The following is a 25,885-nucleotide window of genomic DNA, read 5'->3' on the forward strand; positions in this document are numbered from 1 at the left end:
AAAGAGGTTTCTAGTCACCAACACCAAAATCGGTATTATCTACTAGTATTTCAAATTGAAGATTATCGAAAAGATCTTTGTACTCTTTTAGAAACCATTTTTTTAAGTTTTCATCTGCTTTAATTGATGTGGAGTTATTTACATATAAGTTTAAGGTTGTATGATTGAAATATTTTTTAGCTATTTCAATATCGTTTTTGATAATCTCTTTTGTTTGTCCCTGCACCCCAATTAATAGACATACTGAATCAAAAAGTTGAGACAGCTGATCCGGTGAATCATGATAGAAGCCTTTGTTAAGAACTTTTTCTCTAAAATTCGTATCAAAACTCTCTAATCCTGTTTTGATGAATATTTCTGTCTCAAAAAGATCTTTGATTTTATGCAAATGATCTTTGTACATCCAGTGTGCTTCAACAAAGAGCAATTGGATGTTTTTTTCTTTAACTACTTCTTTGATACGGTTTTTGGTTGCTTGTGGAAGTTCGAATATATTCCCCGAATTAATGATCTCTAATATACCGAACTCACCAGTAATTTTTTTTAGAACTTCAAAATTTATAGCGTTTATTTCGTCAATGTCTTTTGAGTTATCTAATATGTAGTCACAGAATGTACATTTGCCATAGGCACATGGACGGCTTTTTAGTAACACAATCTCTCTTTTATACTTATGAACATCTGTGATTTTGCTATAGCGATCCATTATATTATGTATTCCTGTGCTTGGATAAGTGCTAGCTCATCTGTATTTAACTCATGAGTTGTTTTAAAAATGCCATCTAAACAGATAGTAACTGCCTTTAAAGTATCATCTAGGCTTTTACCTTTAAGTATATAGCTTAAAAACATTGCTGCGGTAATATCACCAGAACCACTAACTTTAGGTTGTACTTTATATTTTTGTGATTCTATATGAGAAAAGTTTCCTCTGCGATATATGGCGATACCAGTTTTATTTTTTTCAAAAGATACACTGGTAACGATTATTATTTGATCTTTGTTACCGGTTTTCTCAATAAGCTTGTAACAGGCTTTGGCTATATCATTATAACTATTAATTTTTGTATCACTTAAAATACTAAGTTCAAATAAATTAGGTGTAATAATATCAGCTAGAGGTAAAAGATGTTTAAGAAATATATTTGGATGGTCTTTAGATGCGAATATGTGTCCAAGATCGTCATCATCATATTTATCGCCAAAAACTGGATCACAGCAGTAGATACTGCGATGATTGCTTTTTTTTAACTCTTTTACTGTGTTTGCAATTACTTTAGCTATTTCTAGATTACCAATATATCCTGATAAAATTGCATTGTGCTTTGCTAGAAAACCATTAGTAATCAAGCCATCAATGACATTTTGTATATCCTGAGAGTTAAAAAAAGAACCATTAAAATAATCATACTGAGTATGATTTGACAATTGTACTGTATATATGGGAGAAACTTCAATGCCAAGTTTTTGCATGGGAAATACGGCAGCTTTATTACCGGCATATCCATAAGCAACGTGAGACTGTATTGATAATACTCTAGGAATTTGTTTTAACATTGTTAATAATTTACATACCTAAGTTGCTTCTGATTGTTGCAAGTAAGTCAACAGAAGCTTGTTTATCGCCTAGTTTACCTAGTTTGATAAATATACCTACGGTACCTTCTTGTTTGTTTATTATTTGGATATTGAATTTTTCTTTACCAGAATCATTAAAGAAGTTCTTATCAACAGTATATGTACCATTTATTTCAGCAGATTTATCATTCTCTGTATTGTTGCTTATCGTATAGATACCATTGTTGTTAAGTGTAAGTAGTGTGGCATTGTAAACGCTTTGTACACTTGTGTTGTATATTTCAGCCGAGAATGTACCATTTACAAATCTAACTATTGAATCTCCAGTATTATTTAAATCATTAGATAGACTGGCATTGTTTGAACAACTAGTTAAAGCTGAGATAGCAATAATGCTTGTTGAAATAAGTTTTAACTTTTTCATTTTAGGTTTACTCCTATAAATTAAGTAACGCATAAATTCTATAATAGTCTTTAGCGTTTGTAAATTGAGTATATAAGAGTTAATTTCTTGAAAAAATGACATTTGCCCCTATACTCTAACAAGATAACTTGAGATTTTGGAGGAAGTCTGTGTCTGTATATAATCAATTTGAAGAATTATTAGAGTTTTTAAATAACCGAGTTGTTGGTCAAGAAAATCTAAATAAACGCTTGTTGATAGCTTTGTTAGCTGGAGGACATTTACTAGTTGAAGGTGCTCCAGGTTTAGCAAAAACTACAGCTATTAAAACACTATCTGAAAGTATAGATTGCTCATATCATAGAGTGCAATTTACCCCAGATCTTTTGCCAGCAGATTTGACAGGTACAGAGATATACGTACCACAACAACAGTCTTTTGAGTTTCAGTCAGGACCATTGTTTCATAACTTATTGTTGGCTGATGAGATAAACAGAGCTCCGGCTAAAGTACAATCTGCTTTGCTTGAGGCAATGGGAGAGAAGCAGATTACAGTTGGTAAGAAGACATATCCGTTATCTGACTTATTTATGGTAATGGCAACTCAAAACCCAATTGAGCAAGAGGGAACATACCCGCTTCCAGAGGCTCAGCTAGATAGGTTTATGATGTTTGTTAAAATTGAATATCCAGATCCAAAGACAGAGGCTAAAATTTTGGCAATAAGTCGTGGAGAAGCTCTTGGGCATAAAATACAACATCCAAATATTCATCAAGATACTATTTTTAGAGCGCAACAAGAGGTTTTGAATGTACAAGTTTCTGAAGTTATAGAACAGTATATAATTGAGCTAATTTTAGCTACAAGGGATCCATCTAAATATAATCAAAATATCAAAAAATGGATCTCCTTTGGCTCAAGTCCAAGGGGGACAATTGCTCTAGATAGAGCAGCAAGGTCACACGCTTGGTTAAGTGGTCATGATTATGTTTCACCTAGTGATATTCATGCTGTGATATATGAAGTTCTGCGTCATAGAATCCTACTGACATTTGAAGCTGAAGTTGATGGTGTAACAACTGATGATGTGATTACAGAGCTTCTCAAGGTTGTGCCGATACCATAGGGGTAAGCTGAAATGAAAAGCTATAAAGGTATAAGGCCCGAAATACAAGAGCTTTTAGAGTATCGTTATAAGGCAAAAGCGCTTAAACTATTTGCTAACCAACGCGTCAATACGACTAATGCCGGGAATAATATTTCCAAAGCAAAAGGTCGTGGTATGGATTTTAACGAGGTTAGACATTATCAGGCTGGTGATGATATTCGCTTAATGCATTGGGCTTTGACAGCGCGACTTGGTAAACCATATACAAAAGTCTATCATGAAGAAAGAGAGCGAAACTTGTACTTTGTGATAGATCAAAATAGTACTATGAACTTTGGTACAAGAGAATGTTTCAAAAGTGTCAAAGCTGCAAATATTTTAGCGTTAATTGGTTTTGGGGCATTAGAAGCTCATGATAAAGTTGGTGGAGTTATCTTTGATGATAGTGGTTATAACTTTTATCCAGCTAAGCAAGATAAAACCTCGCTAGTTAAAATGTTTAACTTTGTCTCAAATGATGAAAAAGAGTATCAGCTGTCTTCTGAAAAAAAGTTAGCAGAAGCTTTGAAATTTCTTTATGCAAAAATTCGTAGTAATAGTGTAATTGTCGTAGTTAGTGATTTTAGTAGTTTTGATGAGCAAGCTAAACAGTATCTGAAGCTTTTAAGCGGTAAAAATGCTGTGATTAATATCTTTAACTATGATCCTATAGAAAAAGAGCTTCCAGCTTTGGATACTTACTATTTTAGTGATGGCAAAAATAAACTAGCTCTCGATGCTGCAAGTAAAGAGCAAAGTACGATCTATAAAAATTTGTATGAAGATAGGTATGCAACTATCAAAGAGTTTTCACGCAAAAACAAAACTGGTTTTATAGAAGTCGCGACAAATGATGATCTAGTTAAAGCAATAAATTATGGGATAGCTAGTTATGCAAACTAATAATAATCTTTTAGATCAATTAAAGGATATTTATTTGCCTGAAAGGGTTTCTCAATGGTGGCCTTTGGCTTATGGCTGGTGGATAGTTTTAGCAATTATAATTTTAGCTATACTTGTGTTTTTGGTGCTTTTGCATTTTAGAAAAAAGAAAAAACAATATATTGATTCAATAGTTAATGATCTTAGAAGTGAAGTTGACAATACATATCAGCAAAAGCCCAAAGAGGTTTTGCAACAGATTTCTGTTTATTTAAAAAGAGTTGCTATGCAGAAGTTTCCTAATGAAAATGTCAAAACCCTGCATGGAGAGGCGTGGTTAGAATTTTTGGATTCAAAATTAAAGCAACCAAATTTTGTAAATACAAAGGCAAATATGCTTGGCAATAGCTACAAGCCTGTTGAGTTATCTAAGCAAGAGTTAGATGAGATTATGAGCGTTGCTGAAAAGTGGTTAAGGAGAATGCTATGATAAATATAGAGTATCCTTGGTTTTTTGCTTTAATAATTTTACCAGTATTAGCATATTGGATACTACCGAGAGCGAAAGAAGATAAACAACTTGCTTTAAAAACACCATTTTTTGATCAGTTAGAGTCACAGATTGGAGGTTCGCGAGAGCATAATTTTAAAAGAGCGAATTATTTTAAATATTTGCTAAGTGCTATATGGGTGCTTTTAATAATCTCAGGCTCTGGTATCCAGTGGTTAGGTAAGCCAGTAAGCCTACCACAAAGTGGTCGTGATCTAATGATGGCGATAGATTTATCAGGAAGTATGGCTATTGAGGATATGAAAAAACCTGATGGTAAAATGGAATCAAGATTTGATTTAGTTATGCGTGTGGCAAATGAGTTTTTGGATACACGAAAGGGTGATAGAGTAGGTTTGATTTTATTCGGTACAAGGGCTTATTTACAAACACCTTTGACTTTTGATATTCCAACTGTGAAGAAAATGCTTGATGACTCTAGTATTGCTCTACCAGGCCCACAAACTGCTATAGGCGATGCTATTGGGCTTGCTGTTAAAAAACTCAAAGATTATCCAGGTGATTCTAAAGCTCTTGTGCTACTTACCGATGGCGAGAATAATTCTGGTGCATTACAGCCAATGCAAGCAGCTGAAATTGCTAAGCAGAATGGTATTAAAATATACACTATTGGCCTTGGTGGTGGGCAAATGGTTATTAAAACTACTTTTGGTCAAAGATTAGTAAATACTTCTGAAGATCTTGATACTACAGTATTAGAGAAAATTGCAAAAATGACTGGTGGTAAATATTTTAGAGCACAGAATAGTGGTGATTTACAAAATGTTTATAACGCAATTGATAAGCTAGAGCCGGTTGAGTCTGATAAAACTGTAGTTAGACCTATTACATATTTGTACCCATGGACTTTAGGAGCTGCATTATTTCTAAGTTTTATAATTGCTGCAATATGGTTAAAGCGTAGGAGGGGGTACTAATGAATTCGCTAATGGAGTTTCATTTTCTAAGACCATGGTGGCTTTTAGCTTTGATACCTATAGTGATTTTTGTGTTGTTGTTGTTTAGACATTCGTCAAAATCAAACAGCTGGACAAAGTATTGTGATAACCACTTGCTTGAGCATATATTAGTAGGTCAGGAAACAAAAGCTAAAAAATCCTTGATACCTGTAGTGTTTTTAGTGCTCTGGGGATTGTCTGTATTTGCATTGGCTGGGCCGACTTGGTCACATAAAGATATACCAGTTTATCAAAAAAACACTTCAAGAGTGATAGCTCTAGATGTGTCACAATCTATGGATACAGCTGATATTTTACCAACTAGATTAAAGCGTGCGAAATATAAGATATTTGATATTTTAAAACGTATTGAAGAAGGTCAGGTTGGTATGGTTGTGTTTTCAAGTGAGCCTTTTGTGGTGTCTCCTTTGACTTCAGATGCTAATACTGTTGCAAATTTAGTATCTGTGATTAGCTCTAATATTGTGCCAGTTCAAGGACATAATATTTTCAAGGCAATCAAAAAATCAGCAGAGCTGCTTGAGCAGTCAGGTTCACAGAAAGGACAAATAATATTAGTTACAGATTCGACACCATCTGAACAAGCTATACAAGAAGCGAAAAAAATCGCTGGCGAAGGGATAGATCTAGATGTTTATGCAATTGGAACACCGAGAGGTGGCATTGCTAAGGATCAAAAAGGTAATTATCTAAAAGATGAAAATGGCAATATCCAATATTTTGGAGTTGATTTAGCTAAGCTTAAACAGCTAGCAAAAGCTGGAGGTGGTGATTTAGTGAGCTTAACTTCAAATAACTCAGATGTTAAAAAGTTACTTGCAGATATTAATGATAGTAGCTCTAAAAAGTCAGATAGAGCTTCGGCAAATACTTTTTGGCAAGATGAAGGAATTTATTTTATTTGGGTATTAGCTATTTTAAGTATATTTCTTTTTAGAAGGGGTATTTTGGAGAGAATATGTCGTTAAAGAAAATAGTAATTGCTGCAATATTACTACCTACTTTTTGTTTTGCAAGTAGTTGGGATGATATGTGGCAGACAAAAGATCAGCAAGGTATGAGTCATTACGATAATGGAGATGCTAAAAGTGCAGCCCAGGCTTTTGAAAATAGTGATTGGAAAGGCGCTTCGTATTATAAGGCTGGGGATTATCAAAATGCTTATAACGAGTTTAAAAAAGATAACTCTGCAAAAGGTTTGTACAATCAAGGCAATGCTCTGACGCATATAGGTGATTATGATAAGGCAATTGATGCGTATCAGAAGGCTATAGAAAAAAGACCTGACTTTGCAGATGCAAAAAATAATTTAGAAATTGCAAAAGAACTAGATAAGCAAAAAGATAATCAGCAAAATTCTCAAGACAACAAAGATCAACAAGATCAACAAGATCAACAAGATCAACAAGATCAACAAGATCAACAAGATCAACAAGATCAACAAGATCAACAAGATCAACAAGATCAACAAGATCAACAAGATCAACAAGATCAACAAGATCAACAAGATCAACAAGATCAACAAGATCAACAGGATCAACAGGATCAACAGGATCAACAGGATAGCGAAGATCAAGCTCAGCAAGCTGAAATGGATCAGCGTCAGAAGGAGCTCGATGATAAAGAAGCAAATAAGCTTCTAGCAATGGTTAATGATGATCCTGGAGGGCTTTTGAGACATAAATTTGCACGAGATTATCAAAGAATGGTAGGGACTAAACAATGAGAACTAAATTATTGAAATTAGTTAGTGGTTTTGTATTATCTGTAATTATCTGTAGTTTTGGCTATGCCGATGTTTCTGCAAGTGTCGATAGAACTCACCTTGAGAATGGCGAAACATTTGAGTTAGTGTTACATTTAGACAGCTTTGATATTCAGCCAAACTTAGATGTGCTGGATAAAGACTTTACAGTTTACAACACTAGCACAAGTAGCAAGACAACTATTGTAAATGGTAAAAGAAGCTCTCAATTTGAGATGATAGTTACTCTAATGCCAAATAAAGCTGGTAAGCTTGAAATTCCAGCTATCAAAATTGGTAATCAAAGTACTAAACCAATTGATATAGAGGTTGATAAGGCTCTATCAAATGATGAGCAAGCCCAGTATCAAGAATTGTTTGCTATAGGTTCGTTAGCGACAGATACAACTTATGTAAATGTGCCAGTTTTGTATACACTTAGATTATACTATTCAACGCCTATATTGAGCTTGCAGCCAAAACCATTTGATATAAAAAGATCAGATGTGAAAACAACGAATCATCGCAAGACCTATCAAAAGCGTATAAATGGTAAGATGTATGATGTTGTTGAAGAAAGCTTTATGATAATTCCGCATGCTACCGGAAGTATAAAAATTCCATCAATAGTGCTTGAAGCAACTATTCCAAATGCTTTTGGTCAGTTAGGGACTAAGCACAAATACTTTTCAACGGATGCAAAGACTCTAAAAGTTAAGCCTATTCCAAATGATATAAAAATTAAAGATTGGTTCCCAGCATCAGATGTGCAGATAGCTGATAACTGGTCAGCTGATAAAGATATCAAGGAGGGGCAACTTTTAACAAGAACAGTTACAGTTAAAGCAAAGGGTGTTTTGAGTAGTGATATTCCAAAGTTAAACTTTGAATCCTCAGATGATTTTAATGTCTATCCTGAAAAGCCTGAGTTACAAGACATAGAGCAAGGTGGTAATCTAACAGGCGTTGCGACATATAAGGTTGGTTATATGCCTATCAAGCAGGGCAAAGCTTCAACGCCAGAAATTGGTTTGAAATGGTTTGATGTTGATAATCATAAATCAAAAGTTGCTACTATTAAGGCGAAAACATTTGATGTGCAAAAAGGTAATTTACCAAGTATTAACCCTATTGTTGGAGATTCTAATACAACAACTAAAGTAGTTCAAAAAACAGTTGAAAGCCCATTATGGAAGAATATAGCAATAGCCTTAGCTATATTATGGCTTGTGACATTTAGTTTACTTATTAGGTGTAAGCTTTCTAAAAAGAAACAAATAAAAGAAGAGGATAGTTTTGATAATCTACCTGAAGATACCGCAAGTTTAAAAGATATTAAAAAAGCGGCTTCAGCAAAAAATAATATTAAACTTCAAAGAGCTATTATTGGCTGGGCAAATATAAAATCTGATAAGCAAGTTTTTTCAATATTAGAAGTTGCAAATATTTTTCCAGAGTTAAAGACTGTATTAAGAGAGTTAAACGCTGCAATATATGCAGGTAAAGATTTTAGTCAGTATAAGGAGCTTGTGGGTCAAATTAAAAGTTGCGAAAAAGTCAAGAAGACAAAAAAAGATAATAAAATTAAAGGATTATACGAGTAATTTAGAGGAAGCATGAAAAAAGACTGGAAACATTACTTTGGTTTAACACTTTTTATTTTGTCATTTATACCATATATTGTGGTTTTTTGTGTTCTACCTTTTCTAGGTTTATCAACATCTAGTTATTTAGCGGCTTCATCAATATTACTGATTGGTGCCGAAAGTTTATTTGTCTTATCTGTAATGTTTTTGGGCAAAGCAATAGTTGATACTATAAAAGCTGGTATAAAGAAATTTTTTAAGTCCGCATTCTCACAGCCAAAACCAATAAGTTATAAACGCTATGTATTAGGCATGATTATGTTTTTTACAAGCCTGATATATCCAACATTATTAACAGAGCTGATTCTGTTTTTTGATAAAATACAGCAGGTTGGTCAGCTTAATATGATACTTATTTTATTTAGTGGTGATGTAATGTTTATTGCTAGTTTTTTTGTTTTAGGTTCTGATTTTATAACAAAGTTGAAATTGGCATTTAAATATGAAAATAGATAAGTACTCAATTATTTAATAATATCTGTTAAACTTGTTATCAATTTTTTAGAGACTTCTAAACAAAAAAATCTTATGGACGTAGAATTTCAAGTTTTGCAAACAACTGAAGTAAAAGAGTTGCTAGAATCAGTAGTAAAGTTTGTTTTAGCAAAATATAATGAAGATCTTAGGGTTGCAATATTAGCATCAACAGGAATTGCAAAACAACTTGATGAAAGTTTGTGGCAAGATGGAAAAGATTCGTTCATTCCACATCATTGTGCTATAAATTCACGAGAATATAACCAATATAAAAACATTCCTATTCTTGTTACGGATAATCTATTTATAACTTCTGGTTATGATATTTTAATAAATATTATGGAAGTTGCTGTTGATCCTCATAGAGTAAAAGTAAAAGAACTTAAAGAGTTCGTTTATCAAGAAGAGCAGGCATTGTTAGCTTCAAGAAAAAAGTACGTTTACTATAAAAAAAATAATCTAAACATTAACACGATTCAGGTGACTTGATGGAATTAGCTATTTCAATTCTAGGCTATATCACACAGCTTACGCAAATTATTGGCTGGAGGATAAATTTATTATTAGGGACTTTTCTTTTTGGTAGTTTGTCATGGTTTACATTCTCTGAGGAGCTTTATGCAAATGCTATTATTAGGGCAGTAGCTGCGGTTGTTTGTTTTTTAGGATTTTTAAATTGGAAAACCTCAATTTATATTTTTAAAAAGTGGCATTTAGTGCCTTATTTACTAATTGTATTTTTTGTTGCGGTAATCCAACTAGAGTTTACTAATAATCCAGCACCAATGCTAGATACAACCGTTGCTTCTTTAGGATTAATTGCAACGTTTTTGATGGCGTCTAGAAGTATATATTGTTGGATATTATTGATGACCTTAAATGCGATGGAAACAATTATGTTTTTTACAGTGCATAATTACTATTTATCAATGATGCAATTTATTTACTTATTAACCTCAGTAGCTGGTATAGTGATTTGGAAAAAAAGAGGTGTAGATAGATCATTGCCAATTAACCAATAGTATTACCATATATCATAGTACATCATAAGCAAGAAAAGCGTTTAATATGATAAATCTATTTTGTTTAAATTTTATTATAGTGTAACAAAACTGTTACGTACTGTTACATAGCTGAAACAGACTTTTATTTTATTCCTAACTATACTTAATTCTGAATCTAACACAAAAGGAGATTTAAGATGAAAAAAATTATTTTAGCAACAGGAATGATAGTCGCAAGTGTAGCATCAAGTTTTGCAGCTGAGTCTTTTACTGTACAGCCTGGAGATACTTGTCAAGGTTTAGCGAATGTGTTTAGTCAAAAATGTGCATCAATTGAATTTATTGCTAAAGATTCAAAAGGCATTACTCCAGTATGTTCATGGAATGGTGAACAAGGTTGGCATCCAGTAAATGGTGGATTGATTTCAGGAGATACTGACTGGTGGTCTTGCGCAGGTTAATTAAGAAAAATAAAAAAAACAGTCTCTTATTCTTAATTCTATTTATAAATTCTCTAATATGGTTGATTCAACTAATCAATAGTCCTTTTCAAAAAACATTATTTTTATTTACAAAAAAATGTTAGAAGTTTGTTCTTATATTTATCATTAATATAGCATCTAGTAACGGTTTTTTTATGAAAAATTTTGAAAAGCAGTGCTTCCAAGTAGACCAAACTTTTCAGTAAAGTGATGTATAAAGTCTAAGCCTATATATTTTTAAGGTTGCTAACTGTAAATCCACAATAATTATTATAGTTTGATTTGTCGTTCATGCTTTGTTACTACACTAGTTTTACATATTTACAAGATTAAGTTACAAATAAATCTTTTGCATCAATTTTAAGGATTTATTTTATAAAAAAAGACAACTTAGATAATTACCGCCAATCAAAAATAGTACTTTTCAAAGAACTTTGTTAAAATTATCAGCATTAAATTTTTCTATAAACTTAATTATTTACGGCGTTATAAATGACTCAAGAAATGAATAAAAACTACAATCCTAAAGAAATAGAGCAATCTAACTACCAAAACTGGGAATCGGCAGGTAAGTTTACTTGTGGTAATACTGATTCTAAAGATACATTCTCAGTAATGCTTCCTCCTCCTAATGTAACAGGAACATTACATATGGGACACGGTTTCCAAATGACTTTGATGGATATCCTTACACGTTTCAATCGTATGAACGGTAAAGATACGCTTTGGCAGCCTGGTACAGATCATGCGGGTATTGCTACGCAAATGGTAGTTGAAAGACAGCTTAATGCCCAAGGTATCTCAAGACATGATTTAGGTCGTGAAAATTTTGTAAGTAAAGTTTGGGAATGGAAAGAGCTATCAGGTGGAACTATCACATCACAGATGCGTAGGATAGGAGCATCCCCAGATTGGGATCGTGAGAGATTTACAATGGATGATGGTTTATCTGATGCAGTTAAAAAGTGTTTTATCAAATTATATGAAGATGGTTTGGCGTATCGCGGCGAGAGATTGGTAAACTGGGATCCTAAATTAAAGACAGCAGTTTCAGACTTGGAAGTTGTTCAGGTAGATAAACAAGGTTCATTGTGGCACTTTGTATATCCAGTAGCTGATAGTGATGAAAAGATTATAATTGCAACAACTCGTCCAGAGACAATGCTTGGCGATATGGCTGTTGCAGTTCATCCAGAGGATGAAAGATATACTCATTTAGTAGGCAAGATGATAAACCTACCTCTTACAGATAGACAGATTCCAATTATTGCTGATGATTATGTTGAGAAAGATTTTGGTACGGGATGTGTAAAAATCACTCCAGCTCATGACTTTAATGACTATGAAATGGGTAAAAGACATGATTTACCAATGATGAATATTTTGACTGATGATGCAACTCTAAACTCTCAAGTACCGTCAAAATATCAAGGTTTAGATAGATTTGTGGCGCGTAAGCAAATAGTCGCTGATATGGATGCAGCAGGTCTTTTAGATAAGATCGAGCCTCATGCGCTAAAAGTACCAACTGGCGATAGAACTGGAGAGGTTTTAGAACCATATTTAACTAAGCAATGGTTTGTTAAAGCTGATGTGCTTGCAAAACCAGCAATAGAAGCTGTAGAAAATGGTACTGTGAGATTTGTACCTGATAATTGGAAGAATACATATTTCTCTTGGATGAGAGATATTCAAGACTGGTGTGTATCACGTCAACTTTGGTGGGGTCATAGAATCCCTGCTTGGTATGATGAGGCAGGTAATGCTTATGTGGGTGAAGATGAAGCAGATGTTAGAGCTAAGTATAATCTAGCTGATGATATAGCTATCAACCAGGATGATGATGTATTCGATACATGGTTCTCATCCGCATTATGGCCATTTAGCACTTTAGGTTGGCCTGAAAAGACTGCTGAATTAGAGAAGTATTATCCAACAAGCGTACTTGTGACAGGTTTTGATATTATTTTCTTCTGGGTGGCTAGAATGATGATGTTTGGCATATACTTTATGAATGATGTGCCATTTAGAGATATTTATATCACAGGACTTATTCGTGATAGTGAAGGTCAAAAAATGTCAAAATCTAAAGGTAATGTTTTAGATCCTGTAGATTTGATTGATGGTATTACGTTAGATGAGCTTCTGAAAAAGAGAACTACTGGTCTAATGCAGCCACAGATGAAAGCAAAGATCGAAAAGGCTACGAAGAAAGAATTCCCAGAAGGTATAAGTGCTTATGGTTCAGATGCGGTGAGATTTACTTATGCTGCATTAGCTTCTACATCTCGTGATATTAGTTTTGATACTGCTAGGGTAGAAGGATATCGTAATTTCTGTAACAAGCTTTGGAATGCTTCAAGATTTGTAATGATGAATCTAGATGATTATAAAGTTTGTGATAATTATGAGCTAGGTGTTGCAGATAAATGGATTTGGAGTGTTTTAAATAACGCTGTAGCGGATATCCATAGACAACTTGCTAATTATCGTTTTGATATGGTGGCAAATACTATTTATGACCTTGTATGGAATAACTATTGTGATTGGTATGTTGAGTTTGCTAAAGTTGCCTTAAAAGATGACTCACTATCTGAGAAGCAAAAAAATGGTGTTAAATATACACTTACTAAAGTTCTAGAGAATATCCTTGCTTTAGCACACCCATTAGTTCCATTTATTACAGAGAGTATTTATCAGCAGTTAAAAGCTCATCTTGATAATGCTAAAGAGACAATTATGGATGTTAACTATCCTGTAGCAATTCAAGATTTAGAAGCTCCAGAAGCTGAAAAAGCTATTGTATGGCTACAAAATGTTGTTACAACTCTACGTAATATGCGTAGTGAAGTAGGTATCAAGCCATCTTTAGAGATCTCTCTAATTGTTAAAGATGTTGCAGATACAGACAAAGAATATCTTGCTCAAACAGAAGGCTTTATAAAAGCTCTAGCAAGAGTAAATAATATTGAGTTTAATGATAATCCACCGACATCTTTATCGCAAATTGTTGAAAGACTTGAGTTAAATATTCCATTGGAAGGTTTAGTTGATATCGAAGCTGAAAAAGCAAGATTAGACAAAGAGCTAGATAAGTTAAAAGGCGAGGTTGCTAGGGTTGAGAAGAAACTTTCTAATGAAAGATTTGTCTCAAATGCTCCAGAAGCTGTAGTTGCTGTGGAGAAAGAAAAGCTTGCTAAGTATCAAGAGCTGTATACTAAAACACTTGAGAAGAAAGAGGCTTTGGGATAGGTTTTTTAGGAAATGAGGGCTGAATATATTTTGCCTGTCCAGTTAGTTGTTTTACTTTTTTCAAATCATTTTCTTTTCGTGATAAAAATATTTTCTTATGGGTTTTATTTTTTACCAATAAGTTAGAGTCTTTTATTATTACCCCAGTTATATCTCCGACTTTTGAATATCGCAACTTACTTCTCTTGATTTCATAACCAGACTTCTTCAATATTTTTTTTATTTCATAAACTACATCTGATTTTTTAAAGCCTTGTGAGCTTGAAAATGTCATATCATCAACGTACAAAGAAAAAGTTAAATTATATTTTTTAGCAATATCATTTATTTCCTCAAACATTTCGTAATTAGAAAAATATGATAGAAGCTGGCTTACACAACTCCCTTGTACAAGTTCATTATTAAAAGTAAGCATTTTAGCTAAAATATCTGCAACATCTGGGGAGCATTTGAAAATCTTATAAAAAAGGTAAAAGACTTTTTGTTTTTTAGTTGACGGAAAAAATTTTTTAATATCTATATTTAGGAAGAAAGAGGATTCAATATGTTCTTTTGCAAACATACGAGCGCCCTTTAATACCTGAAAATAAAAAATAATGAACTTCAATTCTAGATAAAAGAGTCAGTATTCGTGCGTGGATTTTTTTGTAGTTCCTGTTGGGGGTTGTATATTTCGAGATTTGTTGTTTACTTTTTTATTAAAACTATAGTGTGTTGGAGATCGTGTAGCTTGTTTAAGCTGTTTATCATTTATGAAAAGAATTTCTTTGAGTTTTCTTCTTGAAGATAGTTTAAATATGGGAGATTGATCTATGCTATATTTTTTCATTTAAAATGAGAAATGTTTGACGACATTAAACATTTTAGCATATTTTTTAAAATCAGTATTTAAACTGATTTTAAATGCACTAAGCAACATAAGTTGCATGAACATTTATGTCAGCATCGATATTGATACTATCAGAGCTTAAGCCTAAGCATAAAGCCATGATAACCAAACATTCGATGATATTTTTTATTTTTTTATTCATAAGAGGTTTCTCCCTTAGTTAAAAAGAGAGACAAACACAAAATGGTCTCTCTTTCTCTCGCAAAACTAAGGATGCGGAAATATCATCGATTAATCTCATTATAAATGGAGTGATAGCTCTCGCATCACTCCAAAATCTCTAACAATGTATGTGAATGTTAATAAACACTACAAATTGCATAGGGATTCGTGTTAGGCTTATTAAGCCCTCATGAAGTTATTAACTCCATAAATTTACACGAGAATCGCATTAAACCTCGACTTAAAATTATATATGACAATCTTTAGTTGTCAAGAAAGGTGTTTTATTTGTAATATACATTATGTAGAATTCTTTTTAATTTTATTAAATGGTGTCATGATAAAAACATCAGGCTTAGTATCTGTAGAAATAAATTTTGGAATAGGCAACTAAAATGATCCTAAAAAACAAACTAAACATCGCAAACCAAATAGAACTAGCAAAAGCTGAAGAGAAAATTAGTAAGCAAAAAGCCAGACAATTATTTGATTCTGGAGATATTAATAAGGTAGATGTTGGTACTTTTAAAGGCTTATCATTTATTCATGCTTACTTATTTAATGATATATATGAGTTTGCTGGTAAGATTAGAGATGTGAATATTGCTAAAGGTAACTTTCGTTTTGCTCCGTTGATGTATCTCGAAGCCTCTTTAAAAAATATTGATAAAATGTCTCAACAAAGTTTTGATAAGATTATCGAGAAATATGTCGAGATGAATATTGCTCATCCATTCCGTGAGGGTAATGGTCGTGCTACACGAATTTGGCTTGATTTGATACTTAAAAAAGAGCTAGGACAAGTTATCGATTGGAATATTGTTGGTAAAGAAGATTACCTGTCTGCAATGGAGAGAAGTCCCGTAAAAGATGTCGAAATTAAAGTTTTGTTAAAATCAGCATTAACTGATCAAATCAATGATCGTTCGCTATTTATGAAGGGTATTGATGTTAGTTATTTCTACGAGGGCTATAGCGAGTTTAAAACGGAAGAATTATAGTTATCCGTAATTTATATGTTGTTTAGAGGTAGATGAAAATGGAGTTGAAAAAACTATCAGAAAATATATGGATTTGTAATGGTGAGGCTGTTCCTTTCTTCACTCTTCCTTATACTACAAGAATGACTGTAATTCGCCTTGCTAATAATGAGCTATTTATTCATTCTCCAATTAAAACCGATCCTGAACTAATATCACAAGTATCTAAACTTGGAACGGTAAAGTTTTTAGTATCTCCAAACAAAATTCATCATTTATTTTTACAAGATTGGGCAAAGATTTTTCCTGATGCAAAAGTATATGCATCACCAGGTCTTAGAGAAAAAAGAAAAGATATTGATTTTACTGCTGATCTAAAAGATTCTCCAGAATCTGAGTGGCAAGATGAAATTGATCAGCTGATATTTAAAGGCAGTAAAGCAATGCAGGAAGTTGTGTTTTTCCATAAAGCTTCTAAAACACTTATTCTTACAGATTTGATTGAGAACTTTGATGAGAACTACTTCTCGGGGTTTAAGGGTCTAATTGCTAGGCTTTCGGGTATTGTTGCACCAAATGGTAAAACTCCAATTGATTGGAGATTATCATTTTTCTTTGGTAAAAAACAAGCTCGAGAGTGTTTTGAAAAGATACTAGCTTGGCAACCTGAGAAAATAATTGTTGCACATGGTAAAAATATTGAAGCTGATGCTATAGGCTCTCTTAAAAAATCATTTAAGTGGTTGACCAAATAAGAGTTTAGTTGGCATTTATTAGTATAGATTTATCAACTTCATTAATATCAGTATGCCCACAAAATGCCATAGTTTTATCCATTTCTTCATGGAAAACTTCTAGTACTCTCTGAGCCCCTTTTTCACCATAAGCCCCCAGACCATAAACCATAGGCCTACCAATTAGTCCAGCCGTTGCACCTAGAGCTTTTGCTTTAAGCAAATCTTGACCAGTACGAACTCCACTATCAATCAGAACTTCAAGCTTAGTATCTACGGCACTAATTATTTCTTCTAAAACAGAAATGCTTGATGGAGCCCCATCTAATTGGCGACCACCATGGTTTGATACAACTATTGCTTCAGCACCAGTATTTTGTGCCATAATAGCATCTTCTGTGCACATGATACCTTTGATAATTATGGGGCCATTCCATTGCTTTTGTACCCATTCAACATCATGCCAATTTAAGCTTAAATCAAATTGCTCACTTGTCCATTTACCCAGAGATGCAAAACCACCTTTATTTTCAGCATGATTTACAATATTACCAAAAGTTCTGTTTCTAGTTTTAAGCATATTCAAACACCAAGGAATTTTAGTGCTGAGATTAACTAGGTTTTTTAAAGTTGGTTTTGGTGGTACAGTTAAGCCATTTTTTATATCAGCATGGCGATTTCCCAGCATTTGCAAATCAGCAGTTAGTACTAAAACACTACAGCCAGTATGCTTTGCACTTGCTATAAGATTTGCCATAAATGTTCTGTCTCTCATCATATACAGCTGAAACCAAAACGGCTTAGTTGTGTGTTTTGCAACTTCTTCGATAGAGCAGATAGACATTGTTGATAGGGTAAAAGGTATACCAAACTTTTCAGCAGCCCGTGCCGCATGAATTTCTCCATCAGCATGCTGCATTCCGAGTAAGCCTACAGGAGCAAATGCTAAAGGCATTTTATATTCTTGTCCAAGAATTTTAGTTTTTAGTGAGCGATGCTGAATATCTGTAAGGACTTTTTGTTTAAAAAGATATTTGTCAAAATCTTGCTGATTATATTTTAGGGTTTGCTGTTTCCATGAACCAGACTCACAATAGTCAATAAACATTTTAGGAACTTTACGATGATAAACTTTACGCATATCATCAAGAGAAGTGATTTTTTGTAGATTATTTTTCATCGAAATATTTCCTAGTAACTAAATTTCAGTAAATATCTTTTCTTCAGATAGTCTTGATTTCGGTAGCTTAGCATTAAAATCATTTTCTGAACTATAGCCGATGGTAACAACTACAGAAGTTTTAAAACCTTTCTCAGCTAAATTAAATTCTTTATCTATTATATGAGGCTCAATTCCTTCCATTGGTGTAGCGTGTAGTCCTAAGCCAGCCAAACCAAGTAACAGATTACCAAGACTAATATAAACCTGTTTCTCTGCCCAACTCTGTAATTCTTGTGGTTTATCTGCGTATGCTAATGCAAATTTTTTACGCACTTCTCTTTGTATATTCTCAAACTCATCAGTAGGGAAACGACCATCTTTTCTTTCTTGAGTAAGAAGTTCCTCTAGATAATTATTGTCGATGCTTGTTTTATAACAAAGTACAATAGCTAAAGAACAGTTCTTGATATTTGCTACATTTTTAGGGTGAACATTCTCAGCAGCTTTAGCAATTTTAGCTTTTGCATCATCAGATGTTGCTAGTATAAAATGCCAAGGCTGGGAGTTTACACTTGATGGTGCGAATCTAAGAATATCTTTTATTTGTTGGATTTGCTCAGCAGTTAATTTTTTTGTTGGATCGTAATCTTTTGTTGTGTAACGAGTTTTTGCATATTTGACTATATTCATAGAAAAATAAAATATTTAAATCTTAATAAGACTATTTTATAGAAATTTTTTCAATAATGTTTTTTAGGGTAGAGATATTTCAACTTTTTTGTAATCATAATTTTTAACTTATATTTAAAATGACAATATAGTAATGATAAAAACTTCTGCTTTACTCTGTGTTAAAGATAATAAGATGCTTCTTGTAAGAGTCCGTGATAATACTATCTGGTATTTTCCAGGTGGTAAGATAGATGAGGGTGAAACTCCATTGCAAACTCTCATTCGTGAACTTGATGAAGAGTTAAATATCCAAATGCAGCCTTCAGAGCTAAGCTATCTTGGTGAGGTTGTTACAGATAATCATGACAGAACAGATACAGTATCTGTGCATTGCTATGCTGGGGAAATTACACAGCCAATTCAACCATGTGCTGAGATTTCTGAAGTTAAATGGTTTGAGCTTGATGATACTGAGTTTATGGCTCCGGCTGTGGTTGAGAGTATTATAAAGTGGTTTAATAAAGAAATAATTTAGGTAATTTATCATTAAAAAATAATATGTTAATAATCATCTTAAAAACATTGTAATATTTACATTTAATCTTGTTTGTATTATTCTTAAGTAAAATTATTTTAGTTGTTGATTAATATGAAACCAAAGAAATTATTTATTAGTTTCTTATTAGTGTTATCAAGTATATTGACAGGTTGCATCAAGACAGAAGATGAAATTCGGGTAGAGCTGCTTAAGCAATGCATTAATAATCTTTGTAGTTTTCAACTTGTTGAGTCGAGAGTTAGAGTATCGACAGATATTCTTGGTAAAGAACATATTCAGACATTAAGCCAAAAGCCTTTAAGTGGATTATTGTCGAGTGTTGAATGGTCTTTTCCAGGAGATAGTAATCAAACAACCTCGAGTGCCTTGACAGCAGTTGGTTTACCTGCATGCCAAACAGATAGTTGTAGTGATATAGATAACCCCACAGGTAGGGATTTTGGTACCTCTTGGGGATCTCAAGATATTAGTGTTACAGGAACAGCTACTCTATCAAATGGTAAAGTTGTTAACATCAATGAATCCTCTAGTTTTTATGTATTTCCTACACAAATTACCTACGATATGCCAACTGGGTCAACTATAACAGCGACAGAAGCAGCATCATTGTTTGCTAATGCTAGTGCAGCTGTTAAAGACAATATTGCAGAGGTGATAGGTAATGGTGGTACAGATGGAACTTTAACATTTATTTGTAAAGAAGGATATTTTATGGATCCTAATGCAATTGGTTTGGCAAATGGTGCGCAGCCACAAAGTAGATTTAGCTGGCCGGATATAGAAACAGAAGCTCCGACCCCTGCTTTTAATGGGACTTATTGGGAGCAAATAGGATATATAGAAGCAGCAAATAATGCAGAGTTAGATTTACCTAGTGGTAGAGACTATGGGACTGCTTTGGATTGTGGGATACCAAAATAACAAACAAGTAATAATAAAAGGGTATAAGTAATGAGTAAGAAGTTATTGGTAAAAGTATTGTTAGGAACGCTATTCGTGGGTGGTAATATAGGTCTAGCTTTTTCGGAAGAGAGTGATAGGACCGAGGCAGATATAGACCGCTGGCAGTCGATGTTTATATCCACCCCAGAAGATGGTTATAGATATACAGTAGGTGATCTTAAAGCAAAAGGAGATGCTTGGGAGAGCAATGATGAGGCTTTCAATATTCTTATTCCTGATTCTAAGGAATTAAATACTTTCGTAAATAATACAGATAACAATATATATTATTTAAGTAAGCTAGTAGAAGGAACTCCGGGAAGTGCTGCGGCAAAGACTGGCGGATTAGTTAAGCAAGTATCAGATATCAGTGATGAAGTTAGTGGTTATGATGAACGTATTAAGACGACAGAGAAAGAGGCTTCAGATGCTAAGAGTTCTGCAAATACAGCGTCGACAAGTGCCACAGCAGCAGCTACATCAGCAAGTGAGGCTAAAGAAAAAGCTGAAGCAGCAGCAGGTGCTGTTGCAAGTAAAGTAGATGTAGCGGGAGTTAATAGCATAATAAACACTCAGGTATCATCAGGTGGGAGTATTTATACAGCGATAGGTGATGCAGCTAAAGAAGGTGGAGCTATAGCAACGGATATTTCATCACAGATTGAAGCAAAAGAAGGTCCTATATATGACTCAATAGTATCAGGGTCGAGTATAGCAATAGATGATTCATTAAAAGAAGGTGGTAGTATATATGACTCAGTTACTTCTAGTGATGGAGCGATAGCTAAAGCAATTGAAGCACAGGTGAGTAGTGGAACAGGTGCTATAGCTGAGTCGATAAAAAATAGTATCACTAAGGCGACAGCTAAAGATGGGGCTATATCAGAAGCAATTAAGACTCAAGTTACGAGCGGAACAGGTGATATTTCAGCAGCTATAAATACAGCTGCTGATAATCAAATAACAAGTGCACTGGCTTCATCAGGAAGCATTATAACTGCGATAAATGAAAACATTGGTAAGGCAGCTGAACCAAATGGAGCGATAGCTAAGGATATAGAGGATCAGGTGACGAAGAAAGAAGGTCCTGTATATAATTCGATAGTATCTGGTTCTAGCATAGCTGTAAATGATGCGATAGCACCAAGTGGTAGTATAATTACAGCATTAGCTGACTCAGGTAGTACACTAAATCAAAATTTAGCGAATCGTTACACACTTAAATCTGACTTCGAAGAGTTAAATACAACAGTTACAGATTCTGATAATGGTTTACCGAGCAAGGCGCCATTAAGTGCATTAAAAGATTATACAAAGACAAGTGACTTAAATACTTATTTAGCAAATAGTGGTTCAAGTGTTATAAATACACAAATCCAAAATTCAGTTAAGCAAGATGGAGATATATATAAAGCTATATTGTCTGAGAATGGAGTGATAGCGGAAGCAATGCAGAATCAGATAGTATCTGGAAGTGGGGTATTTGCAGAGGCTATATCAAGTGGAAGTAGTGTAGCAATTACAAATGCATTATCTTCATCAGGTGGAAGCATCTATGAGTCGATAGTAGATAAAGATGGAGATTTATCTCGAGCTATAGTTGAGAATATAACTACGGCAGATAGTAATATCTCAAGTGTTGTTAATGACTTGATAAATACAAATATTCAAACAGGAACAGGTTCTGGTATAGTTACAGAGGCTGCGAATGTAGCAATTAATAAAGCTATTACAGAGCAGAGTGGAGTGATTAGGAATGCTATATCATCAGGATCTAGTATTGCAGTTACAGATGCATTAGCACCAAGTGGTAGTATAATTTCAGCGTTGACTAATTCAGGAAGTACATTAAACCAGAATTTAGCGAATCGTTATACACTTAAGACTGATTTTGAGGTTCTTGATAATACAGTTATGGACTCAGGAAGTGGTTTAGTTACTAAAGTTGATGAATCTGATGTTGAGCAGTTAATAACAGAGGCAATATCAGCACCGAGCGAATTAGATCAAGCTGGAGATAGTAATATACAAGGTTTAATATACAAGGCTGTAGCAGATGCCCAAGGTGATTTGGCAAAAGCTATACAGACAAATATTGAGGACTCTCAGTCAGGGGCTGTGGCTAAAGCAGTAGACACCAAGATACAAAATGCAACACAAAATGATGGTGGTATTATTAAGACTGAACTTGATACAAAAGCACCTAAAGCCGACTTTGAAACTCTACAGACTAAAATTAATGATGGAAGTACTGGTTTAGATAGCAAAGTAGCAACGGCAACACTTCAAGAAAACTATACACCTACAGTAGGCTTAGGCGCAGTTGTAACAGAGACTATGAGCTCAGGCAGTGGTTTAGCTATAGTTACAAGTGAGGCTGAGAAGGTTTCAGAAAAAGCTGTAACAGATGCTATAGCAGGGGATGGAACTATAACAGAAGCTATCAAAACAGATGGTACTGAAATAGCAAATGCTGTGGACTATCGTGTTGTTACTAACTCTGCTGTACCTATTGGTACAGTTGTGATGTGGGTTAGTAATACGATACCAGATGGATGGTTAGTTATGGATGGTCAAGATATTGATTCTAATAAGTATCCTAAGTTACATTCGATGTTTAGAGATGGTAGAACCCCTGATTTTAGAGGTTTGTTTGTTAGAGGTGCTGGGACTAATAGTAAGTATGAAAATGCTAAAGGCAGTTCAGTTTTAGCTACACAAGATGATAGAACAGCTCGACCAAGTAATGCTTTTAAAACAAACTCTGCAGGAAGTCATCACCATGAGCATGATCAGAAATATATTGATCGAATGGGAACAGATGAAGATTATAGAGGAGGTAGTGGTCTGAAAACATTACCGTATAATGGAGGGCATATTTCTATGAAGCTTGATGCTGATAGTAGTGAAGCTATGAGAGTTTATTCTAAAACAGATACAGATGAAACCAAAAATGCTGGTGCTCACACTCATACAATAGATAGCGGTGGTGATACAGAAACTCGTCCATATAATGTGAGTGTCTACTATATTATCAAAGCAAAGTAGTCTCTTAATACTACTTAAAATCTTGCAACAATTCTCTTTCTAGTTTAATCTTTAAACAAATTTTATTTCTAAGGTATTTTATTATGATTACAACAAGATTTGCACCTAGTCCAACAGGATTTTTACATGTTGGTGGGGTGCGTACGGCACTTTTTAGCTGGTTATATGCTAAGCACAATAATGGTAAGTTTTTACTAAGAATCGAAGATACAGATCTTGAGAGATCAACACAAGCTGCTGTTGATGCAATCTTAGATGGTATGAGTTGGCTTGGTCTAAATAATGATGAAGAGATCTATTATCAAGCTAAGAGATTTGATAGATATCATGAGGTCATTGATCAGTTGATATCAGAAGGCAAAGCTTATTATTGTAGCTGTTCAAAAGAAAGGCTTGATGAGTTGAGAGAACATCAACAAGCCAATAATCTTAAAACAGGTTACGATGGCAAATGTCGTGATGCAAGCTATGTGCCAAAAGAGGGTGATAGTTTTGTAGTTAGATTCAAAAATCCTACTGATGGAGTGGTAAGCTGGGATGATGCCGTCAAAGGTAGAATTTCAATTGCTAATCAAGAGCTTGATGATATGATTATCCAAAGAGCAGATGGCTCGCCTACTTATAACTTCTGTGTAGTTGTGGATGATATGGATATGGGTATTACTCATGTGATTCGTGGAGATGATCATGTCAACAATACTCCTAAACAAATCAATATCTATAAAGCTTTAAATGCTGATGTGCCAGTATTTGCTCATGTGCCAATGATACTTGGTCCAGATGGTGCAAAACTTTCTAAACGCCATGGAGCTGTTAATGTTATGCAATACCGAGAAGATGGTTATCTACCACAAGCTATGCTTAATTATCTTGTTAGATTAGGATGGTCGCATGGTGATCAAGAGATTTTCTCTATTGATGAGATGATTGCTGACTTTAATCTTGAGCATATATCTGCATCACCATCGCGTTTTGACTTTGAGAAACTTAAGTGGTTAAACAAACACTATATCAAAGAATCTAACTTTGAAGATATTCGTGCTGAAGTTGAGTATCATTTTACAAAAGCAGGTTTAGATATAGCTAAGGGTCCAGATTTAGCGGAGCTAGTAGCTGTTATGGCTGAGAAAGTTGATACTCTTGTAGAGCTTGCGGAAAAGTCTGATTATTTTTATAACGAAGATGTTTGTTATGATGAAAAAGCGGTTAAGAAGCATATCAAAGCAGCAACGGGGACAATATTTATTCAGCTTCTAGAGAATTTTGAATCATTATCTACAGAGCAATGGCAAGATCCTAGTGCTTTACATGGAGTTGTGAGTGCTACAGCAGAGCAATGTGAAGTTGGTATGGGTAAAGTTGGTATGCCTTTGCGTGTTGCGATTACTGGTTCTGGGCAGTCGCCGGATATAGGTATCACTCTTAAGCTTCTTGGTAAGCAAAAAGTGGTGCAAAGGCTACACAAAGCAATCAAGGAGCTGTGTGAATTATAATATGAGAAAAATAATACTGTCTTTCTTTATAATGCTTACTTTTTTAGCTACGGCATATTCAAATAATCATTTTGGTAATAATTTAGAGGGCTGTGGTTTAACGTTTAAACCAATAAATCTTGAAAAGACATCAACTTGGAAGCAAAAAAACATAACAAATAAGCAACAAGCTAAGTTAAAACCAGCCAAGAATAAAATAAGTTTTAATACTAGTGATCGTGATTATACTATCTCACCACTAGATCAAACTCTTGCCCAATCATTACCAAAAATAGGTAAGTGGATGATGGTTAATACTAAAAGTTATGATGATGATTCTTTGCCAGATGATATTGCAGCTGCATGGGTGTATTGGCGAGGTAAAAAGGACTTTTTCATAAATGGAGTTGCTCAGCCAGAGAGATATACTGTTGAGCCTATAAATTCTATTTTTGTATTAAGTGGTTTTGATACTGAAAAAGAGGCGAATAATTATTTGATTTCTTTTGTCGAAAGCTTAGGGTACTCTAATTCTGATTCAGCTAATCATAGTGGTGGATATGGCGTATATTTTGATGACAAAATTTATTCTCAGCTATCAGGCACTCCTTCAAAAACAGATCTTAAAAATATTCCCCTTACATTTAATAAAGATATTGGGGAGTATACAGACCATTTTAGGATAATGGGTCCTTATGTTTCACAGAAAGGAGGTGCTAAGAGCTTTGTCTATGCTATGTCAATATCTAGAGAGTCACAGTGGTTTAAAGGAAAAGAAGTTAATTGTGGTAATCTATACATTTCATTTAATCAAGCTCGAAATACATTTATCAATAATGTTATAAATAGTAATGCTGGAGTTAATGTTTATTTGGCTAATTTGAATAACTATATAACCTCTGATGCTTCTAAAAATACGTCTTCAACGGGAGATCACGTAAAAGAAGGTGGTTTTGTAAGTGTTTTTACTATAGCTGATGCTACCCATTAAACATAAGTTTGAGTAAAAGAGCGCGAGCTATATAGTAAGACAGGTTTTTGCTAGATATAAATAAAAACTAAACTCTAGATATCTGTATGCAAAACCTTTAGTATTTAAGTTTAGTACTTAACCTTTGG

General features: G+C 33.9%; 26 protein-coding genes. 19 read left to right on the forward strand and 7 right to left on the reverse strand.

Annotated elements, in window-relative coordinates; all coding sequences use genetic code 11:
- Positions 1-10: 10 nt before the first annotated feature.
- Genes QI37_RS07225 through QI37_RS07235 form a run of 3 tightly spaced genes read right to left on the reverse strand, consistent with a single transcriptional unit; the run spans position 11 to position 2,002 of the window.
- Positions 11-706 carry a radical SAM protein gene (locus QI37_RS07225; RefSeq protein ID WP_040010011.1) on the reverse strand — a complete coding sequence of 232 codons (696 nt, stop codon included), beginning with the start codon at positions 704-706 and terminating at the stop codon, positions 11-13.
- Positions 706-1,557 (reverse strand): pyridoxal kinase, encoded by an 852-nt coding sequence (pdxY, locus tag QI37_RS07230; protein ID WP_040010012.1) that lies wholly within the window; start codon positions 1,555-1,557, stop codon positions 706-708. Before pdxY ends, QI37_RS07225 begins: the two co-directional genes overlap by 1 nt.
- Before the next feature lie 10 nt (positions 1,558-1,567).
- On the reverse strand, positions 1,568-2,002 hold the full coding sequence (locus QI37_RS07235; RefSeq protein WP_040010014.1) for a DUF3568 family protein: 435 nt from the start codon (positions 2,000-2,002) through the stop codon (positions 1,568-1,570).
- A 149-nt stretch (positions 2,003-2,151) separates the two neighbouring features.
- Between QI37_RS07235 and QI37_RS07240 the strand changes: the two genes are divergently transcribed.
- From QI37_RS07240 to QI37_RS07295, 12 genes are all read left to right on the forward strand, one after another.
- The gene (locus QI37_RS07240; RefSeq protein WP_040010016.1) at positions 2,152-3,108 is read left to right on the forward strand and encodes an AAA family ATPase; all 957 of its coding nucleotides are present in this window, start codon (positions 2,152-2,154) and stop codon (positions 3,106-3,108) included.
- A gap of 12 nt (positions 3,109-3,120) precedes the next feature.
- A complete protein-coding gene (locus QI37_RS07245; RefSeq protein ID WP_040010018.1) occupies positions 3,121-4,032 on the forward strand; it encodes a DUF58 domain-containing protein in 912 nt (303 codons plus the stop codon).
- Positions 4,022-4,501 (forward strand): DUF4381 domain-containing protein, encoded by a 480-nt coding sequence (locus QI37_RS07250; RefSeq protein ID WP_040010019.1) that lies wholly within the window; start codon positions 4,022-4,024, stop codon positions 4,499-4,501. Before QI37_RS07245 ends, QI37_RS07250 begins: the two co-directional genes overlap by 11 nt.
- Complete coding sequence (locus QI37_RS07255; RefSeq protein WP_040010020.1) at positions 4,498-5,499, forward strand: vWA domain-containing protein; 1,002 nt, start codon at positions 4,498-4,500, stop codon at positions 5,497-5,499. Before QI37_RS07250 ends, QI37_RS07255 begins: the two co-directional genes overlap by 4 nt.
- Before the next feature lie 11 nt (positions 5,500-5,510).
- Positions 5,511-6,509, forward strand: a complete 999-nt coding sequence (locus tag QI37_RS07260) for a vWA domain-containing protein (RefSeq protein WP_040010751.1) — start codon at positions 5,511-5,513, stop codon at positions 6,507-6,509.
- The gene (locus QI37_RS07265) at positions 6,500-7,267 is read left to right on the forward strand and encodes a tetratricopeptide repeat protein (protein ID WP_040010021.1); all 768 of its coding nucleotides are present in this window, start codon (positions 6,500-6,502) and stop codon (positions 7,265-7,267) included. The genes QI37_RS07260 and QI37_RS07265 overlap by 10 nt, the downstream gene beginning before the upstream one ends.
- On the forward strand, positions 7,264-8,889 hold the full coding sequence (locus tag QI37_RS07270; protein ID WP_040010022.1) for a BatD family protein: 1,626 nt from the start codon (positions 7,264-7,266) through the stop codon (positions 8,887-8,889). The genes QI37_RS07265 and QI37_RS07270 overlap by 4 nt, the downstream gene beginning before the upstream one ends.
- Before the next feature lie 12 nt (positions 8,890-8,901).
- Complete coding sequence (locus tag QI37_RS07275) at positions 8,902-9,387, forward strand: transporter suffix domain-containing protein (RefSeq protein ID WP_040010023.1); 486 nt, start codon at positions 8,902-8,904, stop codon at positions 9,385-9,387.
- Positions 9,388-9,459: 72 nt separating this feature from the next.
- Positions 9,460-9,897 (forward strand): DNA polymerase III subunit chi, encoded by a 438-nt coding sequence (locus tag QI37_RS07280; RefSeq protein WP_040010024.1) that lies wholly within the window; start codon positions 9,460-9,462, stop codon positions 9,895-9,897.
- Positions 9,897-10,430, forward strand: coding sequence for a nicotinamide mononucleotide transporter (locus QI37_RS07285; protein WP_040010026.1), 534 nt, complete (start codon positions 9,897-9,899; stop codon positions 10,428-10,430). Before QI37_RS07280 ends, QI37_RS07285 begins: the two co-directional genes overlap by 1 nt.
- Before the next feature lie 179 nt (positions 10,431-10,609).
- Positions 10,610-10,873 carry a hypothetical protein gene (locus tag QI37_RS07290; protein WP_040010029.1) on the forward strand — a complete coding sequence of 88 codons (264 nt, stop codon included), beginning with the start codon at positions 10,610-10,612 and terminating at the stop codon, positions 10,871-10,873.
- 513 nt (positions 10,874-11,386) lie between these two features.
- Positions 11,387-14,146, forward strand: coding sequence for a valine--tRNA ligase (locus tag QI37_RS07295; protein WP_040010031.1), 2,760 nt, complete (start codon positions 11,387-11,389; stop codon positions 14,144-14,146).
- On the opposite strand, the gene QI37_RS07300 is transcribed toward QI37_RS07295, so the two are convergent.
- Positions 14,112-14,708 (reverse strand): reverse transcriptase family protein, encoded by a 597-nt coding sequence (locus QI37_RS07300; protein ID WP_081946996.1) that lies wholly within the window; start codon positions 14,706-14,708, stop codon positions 14,112-14,114. The two genes, QI37_RS07295 and QI37_RS07300, sit on opposite strands and share 35 nt — an antisense overlap.
- Before the next feature lie 346 nt (positions 14,709-15,054).
- The gene (locus tag QI37_RS10430) at positions 15,055-15,177 is read right to left on the reverse strand and encodes a hypothetical protein (RefSeq protein ID WP_268746165.1); all 123 of its coding nucleotides are present in this window, start codon (positions 15,175-15,177) and stop codon (positions 15,055-15,057) included.
- 415 nt (positions 15,178-15,592) lie between these two features.
- Here QI37_RS10430 and fic point away from each other — a divergent pair, with 415 nt between their 5' ends.
- Together fic and QI37_RS07310 are read left to right on the forward strand one after the other, a co-directional pair.
- Positions 15,593-16,198 carry a protein adenylyltransferase Fic gene (gene fic / locus QI37_RS07305; protein WP_040010033.1) on the forward strand — a complete coding sequence of 202 codons (606 nt, stop codon included), beginning with the start codon at positions 15,593-15,595 and terminating at the stop codon, positions 16,196-16,198.
- A gap of 38 nt (positions 16,199-16,236) precedes the next feature.
- Complete coding sequence (locus QI37_RS07310) at positions 16,237-16,932, forward strand: DUF4336 domain-containing protein (RefSeq protein ID WP_040010035.1); 696 nt, start codon at positions 16,237-16,239, stop codon at positions 16,930-16,932.
- Between the two features lie 4 nt (positions 16,933-16,936).
- Here QI37_RS07310 and QI37_RS07315 read toward each other — a convergent pair whose 3' ends face one another.
- Together QI37_RS07315 and nfsB are read right to left on the reverse strand one after the other, a co-directional pair.
- Complete coding sequence (locus QI37_RS07315; protein ID WP_040010036.1) at positions 16,937-18,091, reverse strand: alpha-hydroxy acid oxidase; 1,155 nt, start codon at positions 18,089-18,091, stop codon at positions 16,937-16,939.
- A gap of 18 nt (positions 18,092-18,109) precedes the next feature.
- The gene (gene nfsB / locus QI37_RS07320; RefSeq protein ID WP_040010037.1) at positions 18,110-18,763 is read right to left on the reverse strand and encodes an oxygen-insensitive NAD(P)H nitroreductase; all 654 of its coding nucleotides are present in this window, start codon (positions 18,761-18,763) and stop codon (positions 18,110-18,112) included.
- Positions 18,764-18,896: 133 nt separating this feature from the next.
- On the opposite strand from nfsB, the gene QI37_RS07325 reads away from it, so the two are divergent.
- The 5 genes from QI37_RS07325 (at position 18,897) to QI37_RS07345 (ending at position 25,757) form a co-directional block, all read left to right on the forward strand.
- Positions 18,897-19,280: an NUDIX hydrolase gene (locus QI37_RS07325; protein ID WP_040010038.1), complete on the forward strand. Its 384-nt coding sequence runs from the start codon at positions 18,897-18,899 to the stop codon at positions 19,278-19,280.
- A 114-nt stretch (positions 19,281-19,394) separates the two neighbouring features.
- A complete protein-coding gene (locus QI37_RS07330; protein WP_040010039.1) occupies positions 19,395-20,225 on the forward strand; it encodes a DUF3281 family protein in 831 nt (276 codons plus the stop codon).
- A 30-nt stretch (positions 20,226-20,255) separates the two neighbouring features.
- On the forward strand, positions 20,256-23,294 hold the full coding sequence (locus QI37_RS07335) for a tail fiber protein (RefSeq protein WP_081946997.1): 3,039 nt from the start codon (positions 20,256-20,258) through the stop codon (positions 23,292-23,294).
- An 83-nt stretch (positions 23,295-23,377) separates the two neighbouring features.
- Complete coding sequence (gene gltX, locus QI37_RS07340; RefSeq protein ID WP_040010041.1) at positions 23,378-24,787, forward strand: glutamate--tRNA ligase; 1,410 nt, start codon at positions 23,378-23,380, stop codon at positions 24,785-24,787.
- A 1-nt stretch (position 24,788) separates the two neighbouring features.
- Positions 24,789-25,757 (forward strand): hypothetical protein, encoded by a 969-nt coding sequence (locus tag QI37_RS07345; RefSeq protein WP_040010753.1) that lies wholly within the window; start codon positions 24,789-24,791, stop codon positions 25,755-25,757.
- Positions 25,758-25,885: the final 128 nt, after the last annotated feature.

The organism is Candidatus Francisella endociliophora, assembly GCF_000764555.1.
GTDB lineage: Bacteria > Pseudomonadota > Gammaproteobacteria > Francisellales > Francisellaceae > Francisella > Francisella endociliophora.